The organism is Sulfurimonas sp. (assembly GCF_016744025.1).
In the GTDB taxonomy this organism is placed as follows: Bacteria; Campylobacterota; Campylobacteria; order Campylobacterales; family Sulfurimonadaceae; genus Sulfurimonas.
In genome coordinates this window covers 1-26455 of the sequence record NZ_JADGFC010000026.1, presented here as the reverse complement: position 1 = coordinate 26455, position 26455 = coordinate 1, and the positions used below count along the sequence as shown (strand labels likewise).

Here is a 26455-nt window from a genome sequence, read left to right as displayed (position 1 = left end):
GTTCTAGTTCAAGGCGGAGTTTTGTTTTGTTGAGGAGCTCACGTTTGTGAGCTCCTCAACAAAACTAAAGTCCAACGAAGAAGTTGGACAAAAGTGTTATTTTAAAACTATTTTTTTATTTTAGTGGAGAGAAAGGTACCAGAGCTGAACCCCAAGTAAGTCCACCACCAAAAGCATCTAGAAGCATAAGCTCACCAGATTTTAGTGTTCCCTGCTCATATATATCATTGATTGCCATTGGGATAGAAGCACCAGATGTATTACCGTATTTTGCTACAGTTAAAACAACTTGTTCCTCTTTTAATTTTAATGCATCACCAACAGCTTTGATAATACGATAATTAGCTTGATGTGGAACAAAGTGTTTTATTGATTCACTTTCAATATCATTTTCTTTTAAAATCTCTACTACATCTTTTGTAAGTGTACGCACAGCAACTTTAAAAGTTTCATTTCCCTTCATCTGCATAAAGCAGCTTGAAGCTTCTTGATCAAGTGAGTCATGAACTGAACCACTTCCACCATTTGGAGTCATAAGAAGGTCTGCATATGCACCATCAGCACCAGTATGAACATCAATAATTGCTTCATCTTTATTATCTGTTGCACTAATTATTGCAGCTCCAGCACCATCACCAAAAAGGATACAAGTACCTCTATCACTATAGTCAGTTATAGCAGATAATTTTTCAGCACCAATAATAAGAACATTTTTTTTCATTCCAGATTCAATAAATGCTTTTGCAATTGATAAGATATAAACAAAACCTGTACATGCGGCAGATATATCAAATGCTGTAACATTACCAAGTCCAAGTTTTGTTGAGATTATTGTAGCAGTAGAAGGCATACAAAAGTAGTCTGGAGATATAGTTGCGCAAACTACCATATCTATATCTTCTTTTGCTATCCCACTTCTCTCTATCGCTTTCTTAGCAGCTTCAACACCCATATCACTAGTTGTTTCATCTTTTTGTGCTATGCGACGTTCTTTTATACCTGTTCTTTTAGTGATCCACTCATCCGTAGTATTAACCATTATAGAAAGATCTTCGTTAGTTAATATATTAGCTGGAGCGTAAGCACCAATAGAGCGAAATGCAGCGTATGCCATTTATGCTTCCTTAGTATTTAATTCAGCAATTCTTGAGACAATATGCTCATTAACGCCTGTATCAACGTAGTTTATAGCTTGATATATAGCATTTTCTATTGCTTTAGAATTACTTTTTCCATGACTGACAATAGCACAACCCTTAATACCGATAAGTGGAGCACCACCTATTTCAGCATAATCAATTTGCTTTTTAAGTAGTTTAAAAACTTTTCTCATTAAAAGTGCACCTGTAATTGCAACAGGTGATTTTCTAATGTAGTCTTTTATAAGTCCACTTATTGTAGATGCAACGCCTTCACTTGCTTTAAGAACAAGATTACCAACGAAACCATCACAGCTAATTACGTCACAAGAACCATTGAATATATCACTACCTTCAACATTTCCCTTAAAGCCTTTGTAACCTTCTAATACTTTAAAAGCTTCTTTTGTGATTTCATTACCTTTAGAAGGTTCTTCACCATTAGCAAGAATACCGATACTAGGATTTTTTATACCCAGTAAGTCTTCTGCATAACATCCACCCATAATTGCAAATTCTGCGATATGCTTAGCTTTAGAGTCTACATTTGCACCAGCATCAAGAAGGATTGAACGACGACCAGTTTTTGTTGGCATTAGAGTAGCCAGCGCGGGACGTGACACACCTTTAAGGCGACCAAGTCTAAGTGTAGCAAGAGTCATTGTAGCACCACTATGTCCAGCCGAAACTACACCGTCTGCTTCTCCATTTTTCACTAGATCAACAGCTTTATAAATAGTACTTTCTTTTCTTTTTACAGCATCTGTAGCAGAATCTGACATTGAGATAACATCAGTAGCTTCTACTATAGAAATTTTAGCTCTATAACGCTTTGGTAACAGAGCTAAAATTTCATCTTTGTTGCCTACTAAAATAGGTAAAAATTGTTTTTTCTTAAGTGCTTGGATGCACCCTTTTACAATTGGTTCGGGACCAAAGTCCCCTCCCATTGCATCAATAGCAATAGTTACCATTGATTACTTATACTCACCAGTAGTTGGGTTGATGTGGTGAGGTAGTTTGTATGTTCCGTCTTTATCTTTAACTGGTTTAGCTAAAGTGATCTTATAGTGAGTTCTTCTTTTAGCTCCACGAGAGTGAGAGACTCTTCTTTTAGGTACTGCCATAATCTATATCCTTTCGTTATTTTATTTTACAATTTTCGCAACTGTGATAGTCACTTTTGATTAGCTCAATTTCAGAGTTTAAAAGCTCATCTATATCCGCTAAAGAGTTAAAAGACTCAACAACATCTTGTTCGATATTATTTTCACCTTCATAAACACCATCAGAGATAAAAAATTCTATCTCTTCTTTTACTGGTAATGTAAACTCTTCACCGCACTGGTTACACTCAGTAAGAGTCATGCCATCTAGATTAGCTTTGAGCAAAATCAATTTGCCCGAATCATACTGTAAATAACCTTTAAAAGTTATTTCCTCTGATTTGACTTCAAAATCTATTGGCGTTTTGCCTACTTTTCTAAGAATAACTTTCATAGTTTAACTTATGAAATTTCTCTTTCAGAGAAAAAGAATGCAATTTCGATAGCTGCATTTTCAACAGAGTCACTTCCGTGAACTGCATTAGCATCTATGTTTTCAGCAAAATCTGCACGAATTGTTCCAGCTTCAGCTTCTTTAGGGTTAGTAGCACCCATTAAATCACGGTTAATTTGCATTGCATTTTCACCTTCTAAAACTGAAACAACAACTGGTCCGCTGATCATAAAATCAACTAAGTCATTGAAAAAAGGTCTCTCAGAGTGAACAGCATAAAATGCTTCAGCATCTCCACGAGAAAGTTGAATCTTTCTAGTAGCTGCAAGTTTAAGTCCATTGCTTTCAAAACGATCTAAAATTTTACCAATTACGCCCTTAGCTACGGCATCTGGTTTGATTATTGATAGTGTACGTTCCATTAAATCTCCTATATAATTATAAAATTAGGGTGGAATTATATCCAAATAATAATGTATGCAAGTTTAAATTTAAAGATTTGTAAGAGGAAGGGTGATTATAAAGCGCAAACGTGGCACTTTATAATCAAAATAAAGAGAGAATTAGTCTACAATATTCTCATGGTTTGAGCGTTGCTCATCTGTAATATTGTCACGATGCGATGGACTTTCGCCAACAGCATCCCAAGTAATACAGCCTTCAGTAGGACATGCAGTAGCACAAGCTGGTTCATCATGATGACCAACACATTCTACACATTTATCACCATATACGTAATAAATTTCTTCATCTTGAGGATTATCATCCTCGTCTACGATTGCTTCTACTGGACATTCATCGATACATGCACCACAGTTGATACAAGTGTCATTAATAAGTACTGCCATAAAATTCTCCTAAAATAAATTTTCGAGATAAGTTTAACACAAGATTTTTAAAAATAGATAAAATAACTAGTTAAATATCTAAATACTTTTTAATCTCAGCAACTCTATCTGTACGCTCCCATGTAAAGCCTTCTTCTTCTCTTCCAAAGTGCCCATAACTAGCGGTTTTTCTATATATTGGACGCAGTAAATCTAAAGATTCAATTATTCCCTTAGGTGAAAGGTCAAAAAGCTCTTTTACACACTTTTCAATTTTCTCTTCATCTACTTTGCCAGTTGAATGTGTATCTACTAATATAGAGACGGGTTGAGATATTCCAATAGCATATGAAACTTGTATAGTAGTTTTATCACAAGCTCCCGCTGCAACTAGATTTTTTGCAACCCATCTGGCAGCATAAGCAGCACTTCTATCTACTTTAGTTGGATCTTTTCCACTAAAAGCACCACCACCATGAGGGCAACTTCCACCATAAGTATCTACTATAATTTTTCTTCCTGTTAAACCAGCGTCCCCTTGAGGACCACCAATTACGAACTTTCCTGTTGGATTGATGTGTATAGTTGTATTTTCATCCATCATATCAGAAGGTATGACATGATTAATTACTTCATTTATGATATCTAGATGAATCTGTTTTTGAGCGACTTCTGGTGCATGTTGTGCAGATATAACAATAGTATCTACTGAAACTGGTTTGTCTCCAACATACTTCACACTTATTTGAGCTTTCCCATCTGGACGAAGATAAGGGATAATTCCTTCTTTTCTAACTTCTGCAAGTCTTTGTGTTAAGCGATGTGCTAGATGAATTGGAAGAGGCATTAAAACATCTGTCTCGCGACATGCATAACCAAACATAATACCTTGATCACCTGCTCCTATTTCACCGTTAACTTGATCAACTCCCTGATTAATATCCGGAGATTGTTCACCAATTCCATTTAAAATTGCTGCTGCACGATAATCAAACCCATAAGTTGCGTCTGTGTAACCTATCTCTTGAATAACTTTTCTAGCAATTTCTTGCATTGGGGCGTAAGCCGTTGTCTTCAATTCACCTGCGATTACACAAAAACCATTTGATACTAATGTTTCACACGCAACGCGTGCATTAGGATCATGTTCAATAATATAATCCAGAATTGCATCACTGATTTGATCTGCCATCTTATCAGGGTGCCCTTCTGTTACAGACTCTGAAGTAAATATATACTCTTTTGTCATCGATTTTGTCCTTATTGAAGTATGAGCTCACGGCTCATAAATCAAGCGAATTATATCAAAGTATGATTAATTTCTTCCTATTTTAGGTCAATACAGTAGAAGATAAAAATTATCCTTAAATAATTATATTACTTCTTTTAGTCTAAGATTTGTTAATGTATTTGTGTTAAAATTTCATCAACTTAAAAACAAACAACAAGGACATATATATGTTAGTAACAAATCAAGCTCCAGACTTCACAGCAACAACAGTTTTAGCAGATGGCTCAATCGACGAAAACTTTAAATTATCAGAAAACTTTGGTGAAAAAGGTACAGTACTTTTCTTTTATCCATTAGATTTTACTTTTGTATGTCCATCAGAAATTATTGCATTTTCTCACAGAATTGAAGATTTCAAAGAACGTGGTGTAAATGTTATTGGTGTATCTGTTGATTCTCAATTTTCTCACTTTGCATGGAGAGAAACTCCAGTAAACAATGGTGGTATTGGCCGTATTAAATACCCTCTAGTTGCTGACCTTACAAAGCAAATTTCTAAAGATTACGATGTACTTTTTGGTGAAGCAGTTGCTTTACGTGGTTCATTCCTAATTGATGGTAAAGGTGTTATTCGTCACGCTGTAATCAATGATTTACCACTTGGTCGTAACATTGATGAAATGATCAGAATGGTAGATGCAATGCAGTTTACTGATGAGCATGGTGAAGTATGTGCTGCTGGTTGGATGAAAGGTGACGAAGGTATGAAAGCTACAACTGAAGGTGTTGCAGAATATCTTGGTAAAAACGAAGACAAACTATAGTATTTATTTTCTTATTTTAACTCTCACTTTTGTGAGAGTTACTTCCTAATTTACTTCTTTAACAAACCCCAAAGCTTTATCATTTACAAAAACTATCTGGTGCCACTGACAAGCAGGTGCGATAAGATTTAATCTTTTAGGGTTAGAACTTCTTGAGAGTGCTACATAAAACTGTGATGGTGCAAATATTTCATTTGTCTCAATAATCAAATCTTGTATAGACATTCCCTGAGACTTATGAATAGTGATTGCAAAAGCAAGTTTAATAGGAAACTGATAGATGCTAAGCTGTGCCTCTTCAACCATCTCTTTTTTACCATTTACACTTTTTTCACTCCACTTTGCCTTACTCTGAGCAACTGCTTCTAGCTTTACAATTTTTGTATCTGCCTTTTGTACATATACATAACTTGCATCTACATTTACTACAATACCTCTTTCACCATTAAAGTAGTTCCAAGAGTTTCTTGTAAAAAGGATAGGTGCTCCTATTTTTAACTCAAGTTCTTTATCAATTCTCGAATCATTCATAAAGCGTTGTACTTCTGCATCTTTAACACTTTTTATGTGTTTGATAATTTGTGCTTCTTTTACAAACATTTCGCTATCAATATGTGCTAACTGACTCTTATTATGTCTAGATGCAGAGTGATTTTTACCAAACAAAAAAGTAAAATCACTAAGGTCTTGAGGTAGTGGTTTTATATACTCATTTAACTGGTTGTGTACATCTTCATCTACAAAACCATCTCTAACACTTCCTAAAAGTTCTATAAACTTTTTATCATCAGTTCTATAGATATGAGTAAGTTCTACTTTAAGAAACTCAAATTCATTCCAAGCATCTGATTCAAATGCGAACCTGACTTCTGCACTTCCTCGAACAACAGGAGGAAGTTGCAAAAAATCCCCAACAACAAGTACTGTACCCTTGTAATCAGACTGTTTTAGTCTAAGTTGTATCATCTCCAAAATAGTATCACTAACCATTGAAATCTCATCAATAACTATTAAGTCTATACTTGATATTAGTTTTTTTATTTTCTTTTTTATCTCTAATCTAGCATTTATTTCCAACTCTTTTATGTCAGATGCAATGCCAAGGTCCAAAAAGCTGTGAAGAGTCTGTCCACCTATAAGTGTAGCAGCCATTCCGGTAGATGCAAGCTTGGCTACTTTCTTGGCTTCAGCTTCAAAATGCTCTATTACTTCTCTTGTAATAGTTGTTTTTCCAACACCTGCGCCACCTGTTAAAAAAATATTTTGTTTGCTAAGCAGTTTTTGTGTGATTTCTTGTAGATAATTCATAAAGAAATTATACTAAAATAGTATAATAAACTCATGAAAAGAATATTAATAGTTGAAGACAATAAGACACTAGCAAGCCACTTAGCCAAGAAGATAGCATTATCTTTAAATTTTGAAGTAGACATAGCTTACAAACTTTCAGAAGCAAAACTATTTCTAAAGAAATATACCTATTTTTTAACCATACTAGATATAAATCTTCCAGATACTCCAAATGGAGAAGTAGTTGATTATGTACTATCTAAAGGCAATCACGCAATAGTTTTAAGTGCGAATGTTGATAAAGAATTTAGAAAGAAGATGCTTCAAAAGAACATCATAGACTATGTAAATAAAAATGGCTTAGATGATATTAACTATATTATCCAAAGATTAGAAAAAAATCAAAAACACAAGGTTTTACTAGTTGATGATTCCATGGTCTTTAGAAAAACTATGAAAAATATACTTGAGAATCTTTTTTATAAGGTAATTACAGTTGCTCATGGTGAAGAAGCTGTAGGTATGCTCAAGGTTAATCCTGATATTTCAATGGTAATTACAGATTATAATATGCCTGTAATGAATGGACTAGAACTTACTAATGAAATACGAAAAGAGTACACAAAAGCACAACTTTGCATTATTGCTATCTCCTCGAATAATGATGAAGAGATAAATAGCCTCTTTTTAAAGCAAGGGGCAAATGATTACATCAAAAAGCCATTCTCAAAAGAAGAATTTTCTTGTCGTGTAAATAATTCAATAGAGGCACTAGAAAATATTCAACATATTACAAATCATGCGAAAAGAGATTCCCTTACAGGTTTATATAATCGTCGTTACTTTTTTGAGAATATGAAAGAATATTTTGAAGATGCTAAAGAAAGTTCTGAAGAGTTTGCTGTTGTAATGTTAGATATAGATAATTTTAAAAATATCAATGACACTTATGGTCAAGAAATTGGAAATGATATTATCATTAGCCTTTCTGAAATTCTTAGAACAAATACAAACTATAGAGATACTGTTGCTAGATTTAACGGTGAAGAGTTTTGTATTGTATTAAAAAATATAAACAAAGATTGTGCAGCTGGTATTTTAGAGAGAATTAGACAAGAAGTTGAAAAATTTCATTTTATAACTAAAAATGCTCAAGATATAAACTTTACCATTTCTATTGGTGCAGCTATCCATAATAGTGACACACTTGATGATACAATAAGCCAAGCAGATATGATGTTATATAATGCTAAACAAGATGGTAAAAATAGAGTAGTTTTTAACTAGACTAAGGTTAGTATACTTTAGAGATTTATAATCTCAAAGTATACTATCTGATTCTCTAGAGTTTACTTCATAAGTGGATCAACTAATCCCATTGTATACATTCCGATAAGACCTAAGATTCCTGCAAATAAACAGTAATAAAGTGTAGGAATTATCGTTCTTCTTAAAGTTTCACCCTCTTGATCAAGAAGTCCAACAGTTGCTGAAGCTGCTACAACATTGTGAATTGCTATCATATTTCCTGCTGCTGCACCAACTGCTTGTAAAGCAATCATAAAGGCAGTAGATAGACCTAAAGCGTCTGCAACACCAAACTGAAACTGTGAAAGCATCATATTTGAAACAGTATTACTTCCTGCAATAAATGCACCAAGAGCACCAACCATAGGAGCAAAAAGAGGATAGATATCACCAACAGAAGATGCAACAAAGTTTGCCATAGCAACAGGCATAGAATCAAATCCAGCCGAGTTCACTCCTGAGTTAATCAAGATTCTAACAAGAGGAATAGTAAAAATTAGGACAAAACCAGCTCCAAGCATTACTTTACTTGATTCACTTACTGCTGCTTTCATCTCTTTAAATTCCATTCTATGGAAGAAATAAGTTAATAAAACAACAAATACTAAGATTCCACCTGGTAAGTATAGAGGTAAGATAGAATATCCAACACCCTCACCTAAAATATTTTTAAATGGAATTACTAGAGATTTTACAAATCCCATAACTTCTGGAGATACTCTTGTTATAACTAAAATAATTGCCACCATTACATATGGAATCCAAGCTTTAGTTAAAGACATAGGTATTTTTTCACTCATTGAGTCTATTTTTAACTCAAATTTACTTACCCATGAACTTGGCCATTCTTCTTTAGGTGCAAAGTCCCAACTATCTTTAGGTAATAAAAATCCTTTTTTTGCTGCAAATACAACGATTGGAAGTCCAACTAATGCGCCAACTAAAGAAGGAAATTCTGCTCCTAAAAATACACCTGTTAGAGCGTAAGGTATAGTAAAAGCAAGTCCGCCAAATATAGCGAATGGCACTATTGATAAACCTTCAAACCAAGATTTATTTTTACCAAAAAACTTTGTCATCATCATAATCATAAATAATGGAATTAGAGTTCCAACAACTGCATGAACAATAGCAACTTCTGAAGTAATAACTTGAAGATAAACATCCCAACTAGAACCCATAGAACTTAAAGTAGTTCCAATACTATCACTATCTAGTCCCTTGTTTACACCTATTAATATCGGTGTTCCAACAGCTCCAAAAGATACAGGTGTACTTTGAATCATCATACCAATCATAACAGCGGCCATTGCAGGAAAACCAATCGCAACTAAAAGTGGAGCTGCAATTGCAGCCGGTGTTCCAAAGCCTGAAGCACCTTCAATGAATGAGCCAAATAACCATGCGATAATAATAACTTGAACCCTTCTATCTGGGCTAACATTATTAAAACCTTGTCTAATAACACCCATTACACCAGAATGTTTAAGCGTATTTAGAAGTAAAATAGCACCAAATATAATCCACAATACGGCAACTGTAATAAGTAAGCCTTGGATACTAGATGCTAAAACTCTATTTGCAGAAACTCCCCAAATAAAGATAGCAACTACTGCTGTAAAAATATATACAACTGGCATAGCTTTTTTTGCTGGTAATTTAAAACCTATCAAAAGAATTGCTGCTGCAAATATTGGTAATGCCGCAAATGCAGCTTGAATAGAAATGTCCATTGTTTGTCCTTAATAATTTTCAATAACCATTGTATTCTTTTTGCATGATAAAGATATGATAATATTAAAAAAAGTTGAAATTATGTAGTTAAAAAAGTATTTTCAGTTAAATTGTGGCAAAACAATCACTTCTCCAAAAGGAACATCTTGTTTTATTGGAGTTATCCACTTAACCTCGTATGATGGTTCAATAGTAGGAAATGTTCCGTCTAAATCGCTAAAATATAGAAGAAGTTTTGTGTCCAAGAGCTCATTTTCTATCAACTCAAATACAGGTCTAAAGTCAGTTGCACCACCACCTTCTACATGAACTTCTAAAATATCTCCACTGTAAAAAGTTGTATTAGAGCGGATTTTATCATCACAGACAAGTAGATTGATTTCATATGAGGGAATAGTATTCATTAAAAAGTTTAACTCACTTAAAAATTCACTAAGTAAATCTTCATCAATTGAACCAGAACTATCTACTGCAACAACTAACTTAAACCTATTAGAAATACTAGAAGGAAGATAAAATCCTAGATGCAAGAATTTTTTATTTGCTGGCATCTGAGTATAGTCATCTTTGTGAAATCTTTCAATAGCTGATTTAAGCTCATCACGCCAATCAATCTTGCCTTCTTTTTCAATATTAAAAAATCTACCAATACTTGTTGGAAGATCTGCTCTTTTATTCTCTGCATCTAAAACAGATTGTGCAAACTCTTCAAAGAGTTGTTCTTCTAAAGAAGAGTCTTTTTGGACTTGTGTTATGTTATATGAAGAGCTTTGCTCTTCTTTAGCATCTTGCATTTGACTGACATCATCAGATATTTCTGTAAGCGTTTCTTTTAACTCAGCATAAATCTCTTCAGCATAAAGTCCACAAAATCGTTTTGAATAGTGAGCCTGATATGGACGTTCAAGTCCATTTTCCACTAGCATATCGTTTACCGCATAGTCAGTTGCAAGTTGCCATAACCAGCCACTTCGTCCATTTTTACGTGATTCGTGAGACAAAGATGCATGCATGGCGCCATTTGCAAAAGTAAACTCCATCTCTGCCAAACTTATCTCAGTAAAAAAGTCACTGTTGTATTCAAGTGTAGTTCCATCACTTTTAAAAGCTTGTATGTCATCGTTTTGTATAAGTTTTAATTTTGAAGCTATAGTTCCAAATAGTGGATAATCAACTAAAAGTTTTGCCTTAGCTAAAGATATTTTATCACGAAGTTGCATCTGCTTCTACTTTATGCCAAAAGATAAGCAAATTTTTGAACCCACTCTTTAAAAACTTCAGAGTGCTCCATCCTTACACCATTTCTTTGTAGGTCTTGCACACACATTACGGCAAATTCACTTTTTAGTTCTAGTGTATATTTAAGAAGATTATCCAAATTTTCATCGCTATTATCTTTTAAAAATGCGCTGACTAAACCTGTACTAAGGGCATAAAGAACATCTACCTCATCACTATACTCACCATTTCCAGATGCCAAGATATTTTTTATATCAGGTAGCTTATTCATAACTTTTGCAAAACTCAAAAAGCCTACGGCTACTTCACGTCCAACTGCTCCGCTTATACTCTCAAGAAGTAAATCTTGAGTGATGTTACTTTTTAAGATGCTATCTACATATTCCCAACTTCTAGGAGTTGCAAAACTTTTAACATCACTCTTTGCGTCAAAGGTAAAAAGATGTTCTTGCTTGTAAGAAATATAAGATATTATTCTAGCATCTATGCCTTTTTTATAAGCCCAATACTTCCAGTCATCAACATCAACTTCCATCTCAAAATGCACAAATCTATTTGCCAGAGGAGATGGCATTCTATATGTAACGCCTCTATCACTCTCACGATTCCCAGCAGCAACTATTGCCCAACCAGAGGGAAGTTCATACTCACCTACTCTTCTATCGAGTATTAACTGATATGCAGATGCTTGAACACTTGGTGCGGCAGTATTAAGTTCATCTAAAAATAAAATTCCCTCACCACTTTTAGGTAAGAAAGCTGGTGGTGCCCAGAGTGCAGTGTGGGACTCTTTATCATAAAACGGAATACCTTTTAAATCAGTAGGATCCATAAGTGCCAGTCTTAAATCAATAAAACCGACCTCACTACTTTGCGCAATTTGCTTAATAATTGATGATTTTCCAATACCTGGAGCACCCCATAAAAATGCTGGTACTTTTTGTTCTATCAAAGCCATTAGTGTACTTGTTAATTTAGAAGCTATCATTTATACTTCCCATCCTATATTTTCACTCATAATATGCTTACCAAAATTTGGATTCTCTTTTACTGCTCTTGCAAAGCGTGAGTCTAGTTGAAGTTGATATAAAACATTTATTGGTGTACTTAGATTTTTTGCTAATGATTTTAGTACCTTGGCATCTTCACTCTTAGATAGAAGTTCTAAGATATGTATAGGAATATTTTCATTATTTGAAAGAGAAAAATGGTTCAAAACATTAGAGTATGCTTCTTCTAGACTTCTCTTAGGGGTTGCTGGATTCTCATAAAGTGCAATTGTGATATTTTGGGAATCTTCATCTAGTAATTCTTGCACAACTTTTTTACTAATATTTATATTTCTTGCAAGTGACATTAGTACATCTTTTTTATGAGATGCAATTAGTTTTTCTTGCATCTCAACTGTAATAAATTCATTTTTAGCAAGTTTACTTGGATAATTTATGAAAAATATTTCAAATAATTCATCATCCATACGTATATTTTTAGCCATATTTTCAGCAAGTACTTTATTAAATAGTAATTTTTTTACGATTTTTTTTGAAAGATCTCTATTGTAAGACAAGGCTTCTAAAACAACATCTTCACCTATTTCAGCAAGTTTTAGTTGAATCTCTTCATCGCAATCTTCTCTCATTGCAATCAATGTTCTTATATAAGAATTTGAATTTTTTATGAACATATTCAATACACTTATTGGTGTCGCATAATTTGTAACAATTGCTGAAATTATTTTATTGTTAGACTCATTTTTATTCAAGCTCATTGTCTGCTGTATTGGTTCTAAAGAAGAAACTACTTCTATGAGGTTTTCATTATTAGTCTGAGTGCTTAGATGCATAAGTCCAAGTGCTGCATACTGAACATTATGATTTCTTTCTATATTTTTGTAAAACCTTACTATAAGTGCTGCACTAACATCTCTATTATCATCACTATCAAAGAAGTTATCTCCATACCACTTGTATATCTTTAGGAGTTTTAAAAAAAGCTCATCAGATATAGTAGAATTTGTCAGAAAATCTTTGAGTCTATCTTTGTCATGAGATAATTTCAAGCTCATAAGAATAGTATCTGCATCTATATGAGTGGACAGTTCTTTTTCAAGAGCATCTATAGAAATAAATGGAGCATCAATTTTCTCTTCATATAATTCATCACTTGAGTTTTGCTCGTATGGTGTCATCATCTTGCCATCGACAATAAGAGCAACTTCTTTATCATACTCTTTAGTAATATTTATTTTATGATACTTCATTTGTACATTAAACTCTTGCATACTAAAAGCACGACTTTTACCAAATAAAAGGATTGTTTTGTTCTTTAATTCACTTAAATTCATAAATATATTATACACATATTTTTTTTACTTCTTATCTTTGATATAATATAACATTGAAACGCAAGGAAAAGAAAAGAGATGAGATTATACGCACCATGGGAAAAAGCTTTTAAAAGAGTCTCCACACCATTTGAGCACTTTTTACATGCACAAACTACTACCGGTTTAGTTTTAATGTTTACTGCTATTGTGGCTTTAATACTTGCAAATTCACCTCTTGTAGACACATATGCACACATTTTTCATACTAAGATAGATTTAAATGTAGGAGATTGGAAACTTTCTCATTCGATTCATCATTGGATCAATGATGGACTTATGGCTATATTCTTTTTTATGGTTGGTCTTGAGATAAAACGTGAAATATTAGTCGGTGAGCTTTCAAATATAAAAGTTGCAATGTTACCTATTTTAGCAGCAATAGGAGGAATGATATTACCAGCTCTAATTTATTATAGTATTAACTACGGTGGTGAAGGTGCAAATGGCTGGGGTATTCCAATGGCAACAGATATTGCCTTTGCTATTAGTGCTTTGGTTTTACTTGGAAAAAGAGTATCAACTGCCCTTGTAACTTTTTTAGTCGCACTTGCTATTGTTGATGATTTAGGTGCTGTTACAGTCATTGCACTTTTTTATACAGATCAGATACATATACTTCCTCTTGTTTTAGCGGGTGTTTCATTTTTAATACTAGTTTTATTTAATCGTTTTGGTATACATACAATATTTCCTTACTTTGTAGTTGGTCTTATTATGTGGTTTTTTATGCTTGAGTCTGGTGTCCATGCAACTATTGCTGGTGTAATTGTTGCAATGACCATTCCATCTAGACCAAAGCTTAGACCATTAGACTTTACATCGCATACGAAAAATTTACTTGATGAGTATGACAACTATCCTATTGCAACAGACCATACTATGCATGAAGAGCAAAAAGCAATCTTACTAAATATCAAAGATAAGATTGACTCTGTAGGTTCACCATCAGCTAGATTAGAGCATGACTTACATCTTCCAGTGAGTTTGATTGTTATACCTCTTTTTGCTCTTGCTAATGCAGGTATTTCTATAGACTTTTCATCAATTGGTAATACAATAGTTGAACCTGTATCACTTGGAATTATTGCCGGACTTATATTTGGTAAGGTTTTAGGAATTGCAGGAGTTGCATGGTTAGCTGTAAAGTTAGGAATTGCTAAGTTACCAGAGGGTAGTACAATGAGCCAAGTATTTGGTGTAGCATTTTTAGGTGGTATAGGTTTTACTATGTCTATCTTTGTAGCTGATTTAGCATTTTTAGGAAATGACATTCTGATCTTCCAAGCAAAAGTAGGAATCTTATCTGCGTCTTTATTTGCAGGAGTATTTGGTTTTTTATGGCTTAAATATGTAGCTAAAAAAGAAGAACTTTAAGCTCTAAATACAACTCTATTTCTTCCATTTGACTTCGCTTCATAAAGAGCAGAATCTGCTCTTTTAAGAAGTGAGTCTAATGTATCTATATCACTATTAACTTCTGATACTCCACTGCTTATTGTAAGTTTTATTATAATTTTCTCATCAGTATCGACTTCTAGATTTTCTATACTCTGTCTTATTAATTCATTTTTTTGAATAATCTCTTCATTAGAATTACAGTGCAATAGTATGGCGAATTCTTCACCGCCTATCCTAGCAAAAATATCATTTCTCAAAAGAGATTTTTTGATAGTTTGAGCAACAACTTTTAGAACCTTATCGCCAGTTGGATGTCCATAAGTGTCATTTATCTTTTTAAATTCATCTATATCTATCATTACCGTATATAGATTATCTTTTTCTTCATCAAACATTTTATTGGCAAGTTCAAAAAAACTTCTTCTATTATAAACTTCTGTAAGATAGTCATAATAAGCTATATAATTTAAATTACGCAAAAGATTTTTCAGTTTTATTTGAGTTTTTACACGAGCAGTTAGCTCACGTGCCTTAAAAGGTTTTGTTATATAGTCCATACCACCTAATTCGTATGCTCTTTCTATAGAGTCTTCATCTGTCTTTGCGCTAATAAAGATTATCGGTATATCTTTTGTATGGTTCATATTTTTAAGTCTTCTACAGACTTCATAACCATCAATATTTGGCATCATTATATCAAGCAAAATCAAATCAGGATTACCCTCACAAGCTATCTCTAAAGCACTGCTTCCATCTAGAGCAACTACAATATCATAATCACTTAAAAGATCAATCAAAATATCAATGTTTGTTGGAGCATCATCTACTATTAAAATTGTTTCTTTAATCTCTTGCATCTATATGTCCTTTAAGACTTCGATTGCATCTTTGAATCTATATCTAACAATAAACTTATCCACGCTCTCAAAAAGCTTTTGATCTTCACTGTTTAATCTAGATGTTCTTAATTCATGAGTAATCAATTCACAGTTTTTAGGTCTCCTTGTCTTAGCTGCTTCTCTTAATTTTATAAACAGTTCATTTACTCTTACTCGTGTAATCTCTTTTTTATTTTTATTTTCATCAACTATATTAATAGCTTTGAGTTCGTTAAGTACTTTACTAAGCTCTATATTTACAGACTTTATCTTATCCTCATCAAGAGAATCTTCCAACTCAACTACAAGTTTATGTAAATGCTGAGCCCCAATATTGGCGCTCAGTCCTTTTAACATATGAATTGCTATTTGGGCTTCACTCTCGTTTAAAGATTCAAGACAAAAGTCACTATAGTTAGTATAAAAATCTTTTAAAATCTTTATATATAGTTTTTTATTTCCAGCGAGGTGCTCTAGACCTAGACTTGAATCAATAGTTTTGAATATTGGCAGGTCAAATTTATTGTTTATATTTATATCAAAAGATGTATCTTTACTATTAGTAAAAAAGCTTTTTTTTGTAATGTACTTTAAAAGTAGAGTGTATAGTTTTTTAATATCTATGGGTTTACTTATATGCTCATTTATTAAAAGAGTGTCACTATTTTCATCATCCACCTTCATTGTACTCGCAGTTAAAAAGATAATAGGTATAGTCGCGTTAGTTTTTCTTATGATCTTTGTTGCTTCATATCCATCCATTATTGGCATCTGCATATCCATCAAAATCAGTTCATATTTATCTGAATCTTGATTATATTTTTCTATTGCTTCTTTTCCATTATTAGCGATATCTATATTTATTCCACTATTAGCCAAGATAGCACGAATAATTTCTTGATTTATAGTATTGTCTTCAACAAGTAAAATATTACTACCTGCTAAAGACTGAATATATATACTTAATGGATACTTACTTAACTCTTTTGTATCTTTAACCAGACTACTATCTTTTTCTTCTAAATCTATTTCAAAAATAAACTTACTTCCAATATTCTTTTGACTCTCTAACCAAATCTTACCACCAAGAAGTTCTACTAACTGCTTTGATATACTTAATCCTAAACCTGTTCCACCATATTTTCTTGTGATGCTCCCATCTGCTTGAGAAAAAGATGTAAATAATTTTGTCTGTTCTTCTTCACTTAAGCCAATTCCACTATCAATAACTTCAAATCTCAACCTATCTTTAGATACTTTTTTAATACTTATTCCTACTTCACCTGCATCTGTAAACTTTACTGCATTTCCTAAGAGGTTTACTAGTATTTGCCAAAGTCTTAAACTATCACCATTAAAATGCCTACATACATTTTGATTATAATCTATTACTATTTTTAAATCTTTTTCATTAGCTTTAAATTCTAGAACATGTATAACATTTTGAATTATTTCTAATAAATCAAAATCTACTTTTTCTACTGTCAATTTACCAGCTTCTATCTTACTTAAGTCTAAAACATCATTGATTATTCCAAGTAGGATTTTTGCACTATTATCTATTTTTTGTATGTAATTTTTTTGCTTATCATTCAAATCAGTTTTTAGTACTAGATGGGACATTCCAAGAATTCCATTCATTGGTGTTTTAATTTCATGAGACATATTTGCTAAAAATTCTGACTTAATCTTCGTGGCATCTTCAGCTTTCTTTTTTGCTATCTCTAATTCATTTGTTCTTATATGTATTTTTTGTTCTAGACTGTCATTAAGCTCTTTTAGTTCTTTATGCGATTTATCAAGTTTTATACTCATATCTTTAAAAGTTTTGGTCAGTAAGCCTATCTCATCATTTCTCTTTACACTGCCTAGTTCATTACCAGCTTCGAGATTACCATTTGCTATTTCTTCAGCTGTTTGAGTAAGTAATACAATAGGTGCTAGAAATTTTTTAGCTATAAAGTAACCAAGTACAATTAAAAAAGATGCTACTAGCAGTGCTGTATAGATAGCTTTTAATATGCTATCTTTTATTTTATTTTGGATGTATTCTTCAGTTTTGTGTATCTCTTCTTTTAACTCTATAAGGGAGTAAACTATATGCATCTCTCCCCATTTTGGAGTTAAATATATTGGAGTGGAGACTACAAAGTACTTTCCATCATTAATCTCTTGTATCTCTAAATAAGAGATATTCATCTTTAATAATTTATCTTTGAATTTCACATCACCTGCAATCAACTGCATACTCTTTGTGTTATTAAATAATACAACCATCTCAATATTCTTATTCATAGCTAATTTTTGAAATGTTAAATCAATATCTGAAAAACTAAATGAGGCGATATCGTCTTCTACATCTGCTTTTAAAGACTTTAGGACAAGCTTTGCATTTGATTCTAAGTTTTTATTCATAAGTGATATTCTATGATCTAACTCTGTATTGAGAATATCTTTTTGCTCATTAGTCTGAATGATAGTGAAGATTGAAACCACTGCTATAGTGACAACTAAAATACTAATAACAAGTTTGTTAATTAGATTCACTCAATTACCTCAGCTATCACAGATGTAGAGTTGTTATTAAATTTTAGCTCAAGGTTTAGAACTACTTTCTTGTTAAAAATAACCTTTGTTCCAGCAGGATAAAGAATCTTTTTATGAACGCCTATTTTAGCGATACTATTTATCATTGTGGCTATCTGTCTTCCAGTTGTAAGGTTATCTACTGATGTTATTAGAGCAGCTCCATATTCTATGAAAAGCTCATGATATGCGAAGACTGGTTTTTTATACTTTTTTGATAGTTTAAATAGATTTTCAACTATTTCATCATTGCTTAATAAAATTGGGTCAGGTAATATAATCATAGCTTCTGTTTTAGTGAAAATATCATCAAAAGTCTCATATGCTATGGAGCTTTTACTTACTTTTTGTGTTAGTATTTTTATCCCTAGTTTTTGTGCATTATCACTAAAATCTTGCATAACATCTTCTGTATAATTACTATAAACAATTCCAATAGTTTTAATATCATTAAAAATAGATTTAATTAGAGTTAGATGCATCTCAGAAAAAAGTTCTTGAGAGGCACCATATCTCTCACCATTAATATCTAGTCTTTTCCAGTTCATTATACTTGAGAAGTATATTTTTTTCTCTGGTATATATTGGTTTGCATATTGATAGGCTTTAGCACCTATTGCATATACAATATCTGGATATTCAGTATATAGATACTCTCTTATTTCACTACTACTCATTCCTGATATATCCAATGTTTTAAAAGGACCGTTTATACTTTTACTAAAACCTACTTCTGTCTCTTTATATTTTTGTATATTCGAGTTAGAGTTTATTATCAGTATATCTTGTGCTTGTAAAAACAGTGTTAAAATTGATATTAGAATCAATAGTCTCATTTTGCACCACCTATATTTTTTAAATCATCTGCGTTTAGAACTATTAACTTATCAATTGCAATCATTTTTAATACATCTTTGCCATTATTATTTAAATTCATATTTTCAAAAATAGATATGAGTTTTAATTTTTCTTCGTCCATTTTATTACTAGCGACAAACATTCTATAAGTTGGATTGGACTCTTTATATACTTTGAGACTCTTTGCTAAAAATGGGTTTATTTTTTTTAAAAGACTTAAACTATCTCTTGATACAAGAGCAAATTTACTCATACCAAAACCAACACTCATAAGAGCATCTATCTCTTTTGGCACGATAAGTACAGAAAGAAAATCTGAATGATTTTGAGTTATCATAGATAAAAGTTCCTTTGTATATTCATCATCATAAGCTGATGTAACAATACCTTTTAGAGGAATCTCTTCTAGTGTCATTTCATCTTGAATGAGTCCTGCAATATGTCCAACAAGTATTTTAGTATCTTTAATAGTTGATTTTTTCTCAGCAACTAGCTTTGCTTTTAAGCCATACTCTTTAGATATTTTTTGATAGTGCCAACTAGATAAAACAACAATGGAGTTTTTATCTTTAATATACTTCTCAAATGTTTTTTTATCATTAAAGGGTTGAAATTTATAATCACCGTACTTCGTTAGATACTTATCGAAACCAACTTTTAGCGATTTGAAATTTTTTATATGTGCTTCTGTTGTATAGAAATATACTTTTAATGTATCTGCAACAAGTAAGTTGACAAATAATAAGATTAAAAGTATTTTTTTCATTTTTTAATGCTCAACACATTCGTAAGTCAAAGTTTCATGTCTATCTATTTGAGAATCACTTAGTAACAAGTCTCTGTAAATAGGAAAATCTGAGTAAGAACAAGACAAAACACTACTTTTAAAGAACTCACTTGCGCATAAACCAAAGGCCAGTTCTTTAAGAATGTAATATTTACCTTCATCAATAACAAACTCTTCTTGAGTATCACTAGTGTATTTTTTTAAAACATTTAGTGTTAATTTTTGCACTCCATGTAAAAAATTTTCATCATTATTATATTTTTCTTCTACACTTTTAAATGCTTTAGAATAAGCTAGTGATTGTTCTACATCCTTCCATTGGTAAAATTTAATATTTGTTTTATTACTTTTTTCTTCTACATATTTAATAGTTTTTAATATTCTACTTCGCGTGCTCTTCATCTCTTTTTTAAGCTTTTTATTTGCTTTTTCTTCTGTATATCCAATAGCTCTATAGTTATGTATTGATAAGTCATCAGCAAGTAATACTGCAACATTTTTAAATATTGAACTAAACCCAGATAAAATCAGCTTTAATCTATCTTCAGTGTAATATGAATTTCCAAGACTAATACCTATAAAGGCTAACTCTTTTTCTTTATATATTTTACACGAACTAATAAGTCCAACATTCTTTTTAAGATACAAAGACATTGCTTTATCCTCTTTCTCATAAGAATATATTTTTTCAATAGGCATATTTAGTATTCTCCTTTATTATTAGAATTTATAGTTTAGTTCGCTCATATATGTTCTTCCACCTAGTGGATAGTCAATTGTAGAACCAGAGTCATAACTTGTCTTATCAAAAATGTTATATATTGAAAACTTTAATTCTAAGTCATCAATATTTATATTTTTAACAAGAAATGTCACATTGCTCATAATGCTGCTGCTTACTGCATCTCTTGTATCAGTAGAACTTATTGTCTGCTCTCCTGAATATTTTGCGTCTGAATAAATATTTAAATATCTATTCATTCTATAATTCAAACCTACGTAAGCTTCATGATTTGAAATATTTTCTAAGTCACTTCCGGTCAAATCATTTTCTGGTTCTTGATATGTATAATTTGCTAAGAGATAAGAACCTCTTTGTAGATTATATTTTCCTTCAACTTCAACACCTTGTGTAACAACTTCGCCGTTATTCTGATAAGTTGTACCATCTAGAGCTATGATGTCTTCTATCTTTGTATAAAAAAGTGTGATTGATGCTTTTAAGTTATGAATACTCGTGTTATGAAAACTCAACTCATTTGTAGTGACCGTTTCTGGACTTAAGTCAGAATTTCCAAGAAGTGATGGATTATTTTTATTATATAGTTCTGCAAATGTTGGGGCTCTAAATGCTTTAGCATGCATGATTTTGATGATATTATTCTTATTTACAGACCATGAAGCTCCTATTCTTGGATTGAATGTGCCTCCAAAATCATTATAGTAATCATAACGTAAACCAATATTTACTCTAATATCCTTGTTTAAATCATAAAGTAGCTCACTATAACCAGCTATAAACTCTCTATCTACTTCATCTATAAAGTTTGTACTTGAATCCGAAAAGTTCTGCACACTAGAGAGTGCAGTATTAGTCAAAGGGTTCCAGTTGAGTTTTTGCCACGGACCTTCTAATCTTTGATTCTCATAAGATAGTCCACTAACCAAAGTATAGTTATTATGCTTAAATGTTAAAATAGACTCAGCACCTAACTTTTTTGTCTTATAGCCAACATATCCTATCATACCATCAACAAATGATGAGTCAGGATAACCATCAGGATAAACTCTCCATTTATTATCTGCTTCAAAACTATCATAATAAGTTCTAGCATGAATATCAAAATATCTGTTCAGTTTCTTTTTGTAACCAAGTTCCACAAAAAAAGTTTCTTTTTTTGAAAGGTCTTCATCGTTTAATACATTAACAACTCCATATCTAGGGTCATCTTCTGTATTATTATAGTTAGCTTTTAGATAAAAACCTAGCTTATGTATTAAAGAAAAATAGGCATTAACACTATATAAAGTTGGACTTGTATATCCACTTTGACCTATAGCGTCACTCTTTACATATCTTTCATTACCATCTGATTTTATATAGTTTATATTTGCTACTACATCTACCTCGCTAAATCGTTTACCATAAGAAAGATTAGCAACCTTGGTATTATAGCTTCCATATTTAAGGGCGACTTCTATTCCCTCTATACCTTCGGCTTTTTTTGTAATAATATTTATGAGAGCCATAAAAGCATTTTCACCATATAATGCAGATGCAGGGCCCTTAATAATTTCTACTCTTTTAATTAACTCAATAGGAATATTTTTATATGCTCCGGTTGCACCACCATTTAATAGGTCAATATTTAAAGAGTGCCCATCAAGAAGAATAAGAACTTTTTCTGAAAAATTAGTTTCAATACCGCGAACAGTTATTTTATCTAGAAAACCAGCACCTTGAGAAACACCAAGACCGGGAACGCTTCTTAGTATTTCAAATATATTATTAGCACCCATATTTTTTATCATATCTTGGGTAACAATAGTAACTGAAGCAGGTGTTTTTTTAATATTTTCTTTTACTTTAGAAGCAGAAGTAACAAATGTTTCTTCTTGTAAATAAGATATTTCTTCTTGCAAAGCATTCTGTAATGAACTAGCTAAGACAAAACTAGGCAAAATTGTAAATATAAATTTTTTTTGCATACTTAACTTCCATTAAATTAGTATTTTCATTATAACTCGTTGGAACTTAAAAGGTTAATTTTTATTGAATGTTTGTAATAAATATGTTAAAATAGTTTATAATCTAATCTTATGACGGATTATAACAAGTAGGCATCTATTAATATTTTTTATGTCTATAAAGGATTACTTTGGACAATATACAAACAGTACTATTAGTTGATGATGTTAAAGAAAATCTAGATGTATTGGTAGAACTATTAAAAGAATATGACTTGGTTACTGCAATAGATGGTAAAACAGCATTGGAAATAGTAGATACTGAAGATATAGATCTTATTCTATTAGATATTATGATGCCTGTCATGGATGGCTTTGAAGTATGTAGTATTTTAAAAAAGAATGAAAGAACTTCCCATATTCCTATTATATTTTTAACTGCTCTTAATAAACCAAAAGATATTCAAGAAGGTTTTGAGCTTGGAGCAGTAGATTATATTACTAAACCATTCAATCCCACTGAACTTATATCTCGTGTAAATACTCATCTAAAACTCAGAGCGTATGAAAAAGATTTGGAATCAATAGTAAAAGAAGAGCATGAGAAAAACAGAATAAAACAACAAATGATTCATCAGCAGTCCAAACAAGCTGCTTTAGGTGAACTACTTATGCATATAGCTCATCAGTGGAAACAACCTCTTTCTTCTTTATCCGCTCTAAATATTAACAACAGAATAAAAATAGAACAAGGTTTATATCTTAATAATGATGAAGATTTATTCAGGATTGATAAGTCTCAAAAATTAATCGACTTTATGTCAACAACAGTAAAAACTTTTATAGACTTTTATCAACCATCATATACAAGTGGAACTTTCTCCCTTACATCCTCTGTAAAAGAGGTTATTGATATATCAAGTGCGACTCTCAAATATGAAGATATTAAGATAATTCTCAATTCTACTGAGACAGAAGAAACATATGGAAATACAAATGAATTTACGCAAATAGTTTTTTCAATTATTAATAATGCAAGAAGTATATTTAAACAAAGAGGGACAAAAGAACCTGAAATAAAAATAGATATAACTAACTATCAGCTTAAAATAGGTGATAATGGAGGTGGTGTAGATAAAGATATTATCGATGATATTTTTCTTCCATTTAAAAGTAGTACAGGGAGTAGCGGTATAGGACTCTACATTGCTAAAGAGATCACAGAGAAAAATGATGGAACTATCTCTGTGTCAAACAATGAAAAAGGGGCAGTCTTTAAAATCGACTTTCATCCCCCTACTTCTTAATATGCAAGTGATTTAAAAAATTTCATCTCATGTTCTCTAAGTATACGAATCATATTAGTAGATCCTGCAACGCCAACAGGGTCTCCAGCTGTAAGTATATAATTCTTATCTAACTTCAATACTTTTCTCCCTATACCTTGGTTCATTACATTACACATCATCTGTCCAAGTGATCCCTCTTCAACCATAAATGCGGGAACAACTCCCCAGCACATAGTCAAATATCTTGCAACTTTTTCATCATGAACTACAGCGTAGATGTCACGACGAGGACGATAACGGGAAATCTTTCTAACAGATGACCCAGATGCCGTCAAACCAATAAGTCCCCAAGAATCTATATCTTCACATAGTCTAACTGCAGACTCATTTATACTGTCTGTTGCATCTTTAATATTAAAATATGAAATTTTATTATACGGATAAATTTTCTCAGCACCAACAATAGTCTCAACCATAGTTTTAACTGCTAATACAGGGTTATGTCCTATAGCACTCTCTTCTGAAAGCATTACTGCATCTGAGCCATCTAAAACAGCATTTGCAACATCACTTATCTCAGCACGAGTTGCTGTATCATGAGTCGTCATAGATAGTAGCATCTGCGTTGCTGTTATAACAGGTTTTGAGGCTTCGTTTGCTTTTGAAATAAGCATCTTTTGTAAGGCTGGAACTTCATGAAAAGGAACTTCTATACCAAGGTCTCCACGAGCAACCATAAGTCCATCACTATGTTCAAGCATGGCATCTATGTTTTCAACTGCATCAAACTTCTCTATCTTTGCATAGAGTTGAACTCTTCCATCATTATCATCTATTATTTTTCTGGCATTTATCATATCTTGTCCATCTTGAACAAAAGAGATAGCCATAAAATCAACATCATTGGTTATTCCCCAAATCATATCTACTCTGTCTTTTGGAGTAAGTACATCGATGCCAAGTCTAGTATTTGGAAAGTTTACACCTTTTTTAGAAGTAAGAACGCCACTGTTTCTCACCTTAACTTTTACAGATTCAGCTAAAACCTCAACAACTTCAGTACGTATCATTCCATCATAAAGATAGATAAACTCCCCTACTTTTAGTTGTTCTAAAATAGTAGGCTGATTTATACAAGTACGGTAACTACCCTCAGCTATTTTACTTCCGGTAATCTCTTCTTTTACAAATTCTATAATATCATTAGTCTCAAGTTCAAAAGGCTCTTTTAGGTTACCTACACGAATCTTTGGACCACTGATATCTTGAAGAACTCCAACAAACAAACCACATTTTTTTTCAGCTGCTCTAATACGCTGTAAAACTTCATAATGATACTCATGTGTGCCATGTGAAAAGTTCAGACGAAATACATCTACTCCTGCCACCATGAGTGATTCTATCATTTGTGCAGAGTCAGATGCAGGTCCTACAGTTGCTAATATTTTTGTTCTTTTTTTCATTAAAACTTATCCTTTTGAAAATTATGACACTCTAATATTACATATTTATTACTATAATGCATTATACCAATTCTTAACTTTCTCAAATCTATTGTGTTACAATACTTGATATAATTAAAAATACTTAAAGAGAGTAAAACTCCAATTACTGGATAAATTTATAGACAATAATTATACAAAGGATATATTTGAATTCTACAAAAAAAACAATATTTTTAAAATCTGACAAGATTGGTGAAGGAGAACTTGGTTCTAAATTAGCACAAGGTTTTTTAAATGCTATAAGTGAACAAGATGAACTTCCACATTCAATAGATAGTGCTGTCTTGTTGACAACTGCAAATGATGAAGATGATATTACAGCAATATTTAAAAAGCTTGAACAAAGAGGTGTCAGCATATATTCTTGTGGTACTTGTTTAGATTATTATGATAAAAAAGAAGCTTTAAAAGTTAGTGTTTGTGGTAATGCAAAAGATACTGCAAAAATGCTCCTAACTAACGATATAGTTAGCTTATAAATTATCATTTTCTAGTTATTTCACAGCCATTAAATGCAAAATCCAGTTCATCAGAAGGTTCTTTATAAAGTAAAGGAGAGTCAATATCTACGTAGCTTATAACATCACTGTACTCCATCGCCAAATTAAGAGCTGCATTTATAGATATTGGTCCTTCAAGCATTGAGCCTAAAACACATTTCACACTATTTTTTCTTGCAAATTCTAAGATCTCTATGGCTTTACTAACTCCGCCACACTTCATAAGTTTTATTTTTATCATGTTAGCACAAGCGTATTCTATTATTGCCTTTGCATCTTCGAGTGTAAAAACTGACTCATATGCAAGTATTGGAACATGTGAGTAGTTAGTTATGCATCTAAGTTCATGAAGTTCATCTGATTTTACGGGCTGTTCTAGAAATTCAAGTTTTAGACTTAATTAAAAATATGGGGGTTTGAAAACCCTTGCAAACTTCTGTATATTGGTAAGAAACCAAGGTATTTCTATAATGGATTATAAAAAAGCT

Annotated in this window: 24 protein-coding genes and 1 pseudogene; 5 read left to right on the top strand and 20 right to left on the bottom strand. The window is 32.0% G+C overall.

Going from position 1 to position 26455, the window contains the following annotated elements; genetic code table 11:
* Window positions 1–115 precede the first annotated feature (115 nt).
* The 7 genes from QZZ48_RS05855 to metK form a co-directional block, all read right to left on the bottom strand.
* Window positions 116–1114 (bottom strand): beta-ketoacyl-ACP synthase III, encoded by a 999-nt coding sequence (locus QZZ48_RS05855; RefSeq protein WP_294963028.1) that lies wholly within the window; start codon window positions 1112–1114, stop codon window positions 116–118.
* Window positions 1115–2113, bottom strand: coding sequence for a phosphate acyltransferase PlsX (plsX, locus tag QZZ48_RS05850; protein WP_294963025.1), 999 nt, complete (start codon window positions 2111–2113; stop codon window positions 1115–1117).
* 3 nt (window positions 2114–2116) lie between these two features.
* Window positions 2117–2266: a 50S ribosomal protein L32 gene (rpmF, locus tag QZZ48_RS05845; RefSeq protein WP_294963024.1), complete on the bottom strand. Its 150-nt coding sequence runs from the start codon at window positions 2264–2266 to the stop codon at window positions 2117–2119.
* 16 nt (window positions 2267–2282) lie between these two features.
* Window positions 2283–2639 carry a hypothetical protein gene (locus QZZ48_RS05840; RefSeq protein WP_294963021.1) on the bottom strand — a complete coding sequence of 119 codons (357 nt, stop codon included), beginning with the start codon at window positions 2637–2639 and terminating at the stop codon, window positions 2283–2285.
* Window positions 2640–2647: 8 nt separating this feature from the next.
* Window positions 2648–3061, bottom strand: coding sequence for a nucleoside-diphosphate kinase (gene ndk, locus QZZ48_RS05835; protein ID WP_294963018.1), 414 nt, complete (start codon window positions 3059–3061; stop codon window positions 2648–2650).
* A 141-nt stretch (window positions 3062–3202) separates the two neighbouring features.
* Window positions 3203–3487 carry a 4Fe-4S dicluster domain-containing protein gene (locus tag QZZ48_RS05830; RefSeq protein ID WP_294963015.1) on the bottom strand — a complete coding sequence of 95 codons (285 nt, stop codon included), beginning with the start codon at window positions 3485–3487 and terminating at the stop codon, window positions 3203–3205.
* Between the two features lie 70 nt (window positions 3488–3557).
* Window positions 3558–4715, bottom strand: coding sequence for a methionine adenosyltransferase (gene metK, locus QZZ48_RS05825; protein ID WP_294963014.1), 1158 nt, complete (start codon window positions 4713–4715; stop codon window positions 3558–3560).
* 209 nt (window positions 4716–4924) lie between these two features.
* Here metK and QZZ48_RS05820 point away from each other — a divergent pair, with 209 nt between their 5' ends.
* Window positions 4925–5521 (top strand): peroxiredoxin, encoded by a 597-nt coding sequence (locus tag QZZ48_RS05820; RefSeq protein ID WP_294963012.1) that lies wholly within the window; start codon window positions 4925–4927, stop codon window positions 5519–5521.
* A 45-nt stretch (window positions 5522–5566) separates the two neighbouring features.
* On the opposite strand, the gene QZZ48_RS05815 is transcribed toward QZZ48_RS05820, so the two are convergent.
* Complete coding sequence (locus QZZ48_RS05815; RefSeq protein ID WP_294963009.1) at window positions 5567–6829, bottom strand: AAA family ATPase; 1263 nt, start codon at window positions 6827–6829, stop codon at window positions 5567–5569.
* 33 nt (window positions 6830–6862) lie between these two features.
* On the opposite strand from QZZ48_RS05815, the gene QZZ48_RS05810 reads away from it, so the two are divergent.
* On the top strand, window positions 6863–8098 hold the full coding sequence (locus tag QZZ48_RS05810; RefSeq protein ID WP_294963008.1) for a diguanylate cyclase: 1236 nt from the start codon (window positions 6863–6865) through the stop codon (window positions 8096–8098).
* A 62-nt stretch (window positions 8099–8160) separates the two neighbouring features.
* On the opposite strand, the gene QZZ48_RS05805 is transcribed toward QZZ48_RS05810, so the two are convergent.
* The 4 genes from QZZ48_RS05805 to QZZ48_RS05790 form a co-directional block, all read right to left on the bottom strand.
* Complete coding sequence (locus tag QZZ48_RS05805) at window positions 8161–9852, bottom strand: L-lactate permease (protein WP_294963007.1); 1692 nt, start codon at window positions 9850–9852, stop codon at window positions 8161–8163.
* A 102-nt stretch (window positions 9853–9954) separates the two neighbouring features.
* Window positions 9955–11073, bottom strand: a complete 1119-nt coding sequence (locus QZZ48_RS05800; protein WP_294963004.1) for a VWA-like domain-containing protein — start codon at window positions 11071–11073, stop codon at window positions 9955–9957.
* A gap of 11 nt (window positions 11074–11084) precedes the next feature.
* On the bottom strand, window positions 11085–12080 hold the full coding sequence (locus QZZ48_RS05795) for a MoxR family ATPase (protein WP_294963002.1): 996 nt from the start codon (window positions 12078–12080) through the stop codon (window positions 11085–11087).
* Window positions 12081–13436, bottom strand: coding sequence for a hypothetical protein (locus tag QZZ48_RS05790; RefSeq protein ID WP_294963000.1), 1356 nt, complete (start codon window positions 13434–13436; stop codon window positions 12081–12083).
* A 78-nt stretch (window positions 13437–13514) separates the two neighbouring features.
* Here QZZ48_RS05790 and nhaA point away from each other — a divergent pair, with 78 nt between their 5' ends.
* Window positions 13515–14852, top strand: coding sequence for a Na+/H+ antiporter NhaA (gene nhaA, locus QZZ48_RS05785; RefSeq protein ID WP_294962998.1), 1338 nt, complete (start codon window positions 13515–13517; stop codon window positions 14850–14852).
* On the opposite strand, the gene QZZ48_RS05780 is transcribed toward nhaA, so the two are convergent.
* Genes QZZ48_RS05780 through QZZ48_RS05755 form a run of 6 tightly spaced genes read right to left on the bottom strand, consistent with a single transcriptional unit; the run spans window position 14849 to window position 22694 of the window.
* Window positions 14849–15733, bottom strand: a complete 885-nt coding sequence (locus QZZ48_RS05780; RefSeq protein WP_294962996.1) for a diguanylate cyclase — start codon at window positions 15731–15733, stop codon at window positions 14849–14851. The genes nhaA and QZZ48_RS05780 overlap by 4 nt on opposite strands.
* Entirely contained in the window at window positions 15734–18301 is a 2568-nt protein-coding gene (locus QZZ48_RS05775) for an ATP-binding protein (RefSeq protein ID WP_294962994.1), read from the bottom strand.
* Window positions 18298–19176, bottom strand: coding sequence for an ABC transporter substrate binding protein (locus QZZ48_RS05770; RefSeq protein WP_294962993.1), 879 nt, complete (start codon window positions 19174–19176; stop codon window positions 18298–18300). The genes QZZ48_RS05775 and QZZ48_RS05770 overlap by 4 nt, the downstream gene beginning before the upstream one ends.
* Entirely contained in the window at window positions 19173–19964 is a 792-nt protein-coding gene (locus tag QZZ48_RS05765) for a hypothetical protein (protein ID WP_294962991.1), read from the bottom strand. The genes QZZ48_RS05770 and QZZ48_RS05765 overlap by 4 nt, the downstream gene beginning before the upstream one ends.
* A 3-nt stretch (window positions 19965–19967) precedes the next feature.
* Window positions 19968–20684: a tRNA-dependent cyclodipeptide synthase gene (locus QZZ48_RS05760; protein WP_294962989.1), complete on the bottom strand. Its 717-nt coding sequence runs from the start codon at window positions 20682–20684 to the stop codon at window positions 19968–19970.
* Window positions 20685–20705: 21 nt separating this feature from the next.
* The gene (locus QZZ48_RS05755) at window positions 20706–22694 is read right to left on the bottom strand and encodes a TonB-dependent receptor (RefSeq protein ID WP_294962986.1); all 1989 of its coding nucleotides are present in this window, start codon (window positions 22692–22694) and stop codon (window positions 20706–20708) included.
* A 170-nt stretch (window positions 22695–22864) separates the two neighbouring features.
* On the opposite strand from QZZ48_RS05755, the gene QZZ48_RS05750 reads away from it, so the two are divergent.
* Window positions 22865–23980 (top strand): hybrid sensor histidine kinase/response regulator, encoded by a 1116-nt coding sequence (locus QZZ48_RS05750; RefSeq protein WP_294962983.1) that lies wholly within the window; start codon window positions 22865–22867, stop codon window positions 23978–23980.
* On the opposite strand, the gene pyk is transcribed toward QZZ48_RS05750, so the two are convergent.
* Window positions 23977–25425: a pyruvate kinase gene (gene pyk, locus QZZ48_RS05745; protein WP_294962981.1), complete on the bottom strand. Its 1449-nt coding sequence runs from the start codon at window positions 25423–25425 to the stop codon at window positions 23977–23979. The two genes, QZZ48_RS05750 and pyk, sit on opposite strands and share 4 nt — an antisense overlap.
* 188 nt (window positions 25426–25613) lie before the next feature.
* Between pyk and QZZ48_RS05740 the strand changes: the two genes are divergently transcribed.
* The gene (locus QZZ48_RS05740; RefSeq protein WP_294962980.1) at window positions 25614–25946 is read left to right on the top strand and encodes a hypothetical protein; all 333 of its coding nucleotides are present in this window, start codon (window positions 25614–25616) and stop codon (window positions 25944–25946) included.
* A gap of 4 nt (window positions 25947–25950) precedes the next feature.
* Here the strand turns inward: QZZ48_RS05740 and QZZ48_RS05735 are convergent.
* Window positions 25951–26349, bottom strand: a pseudogene (locus tag QZZ48_RS05735) (enolase C-terminal domain-like protein); the annotation flags it as partial.
* Window positions 26350–26455: the final 106 nt, after the last annotated feature.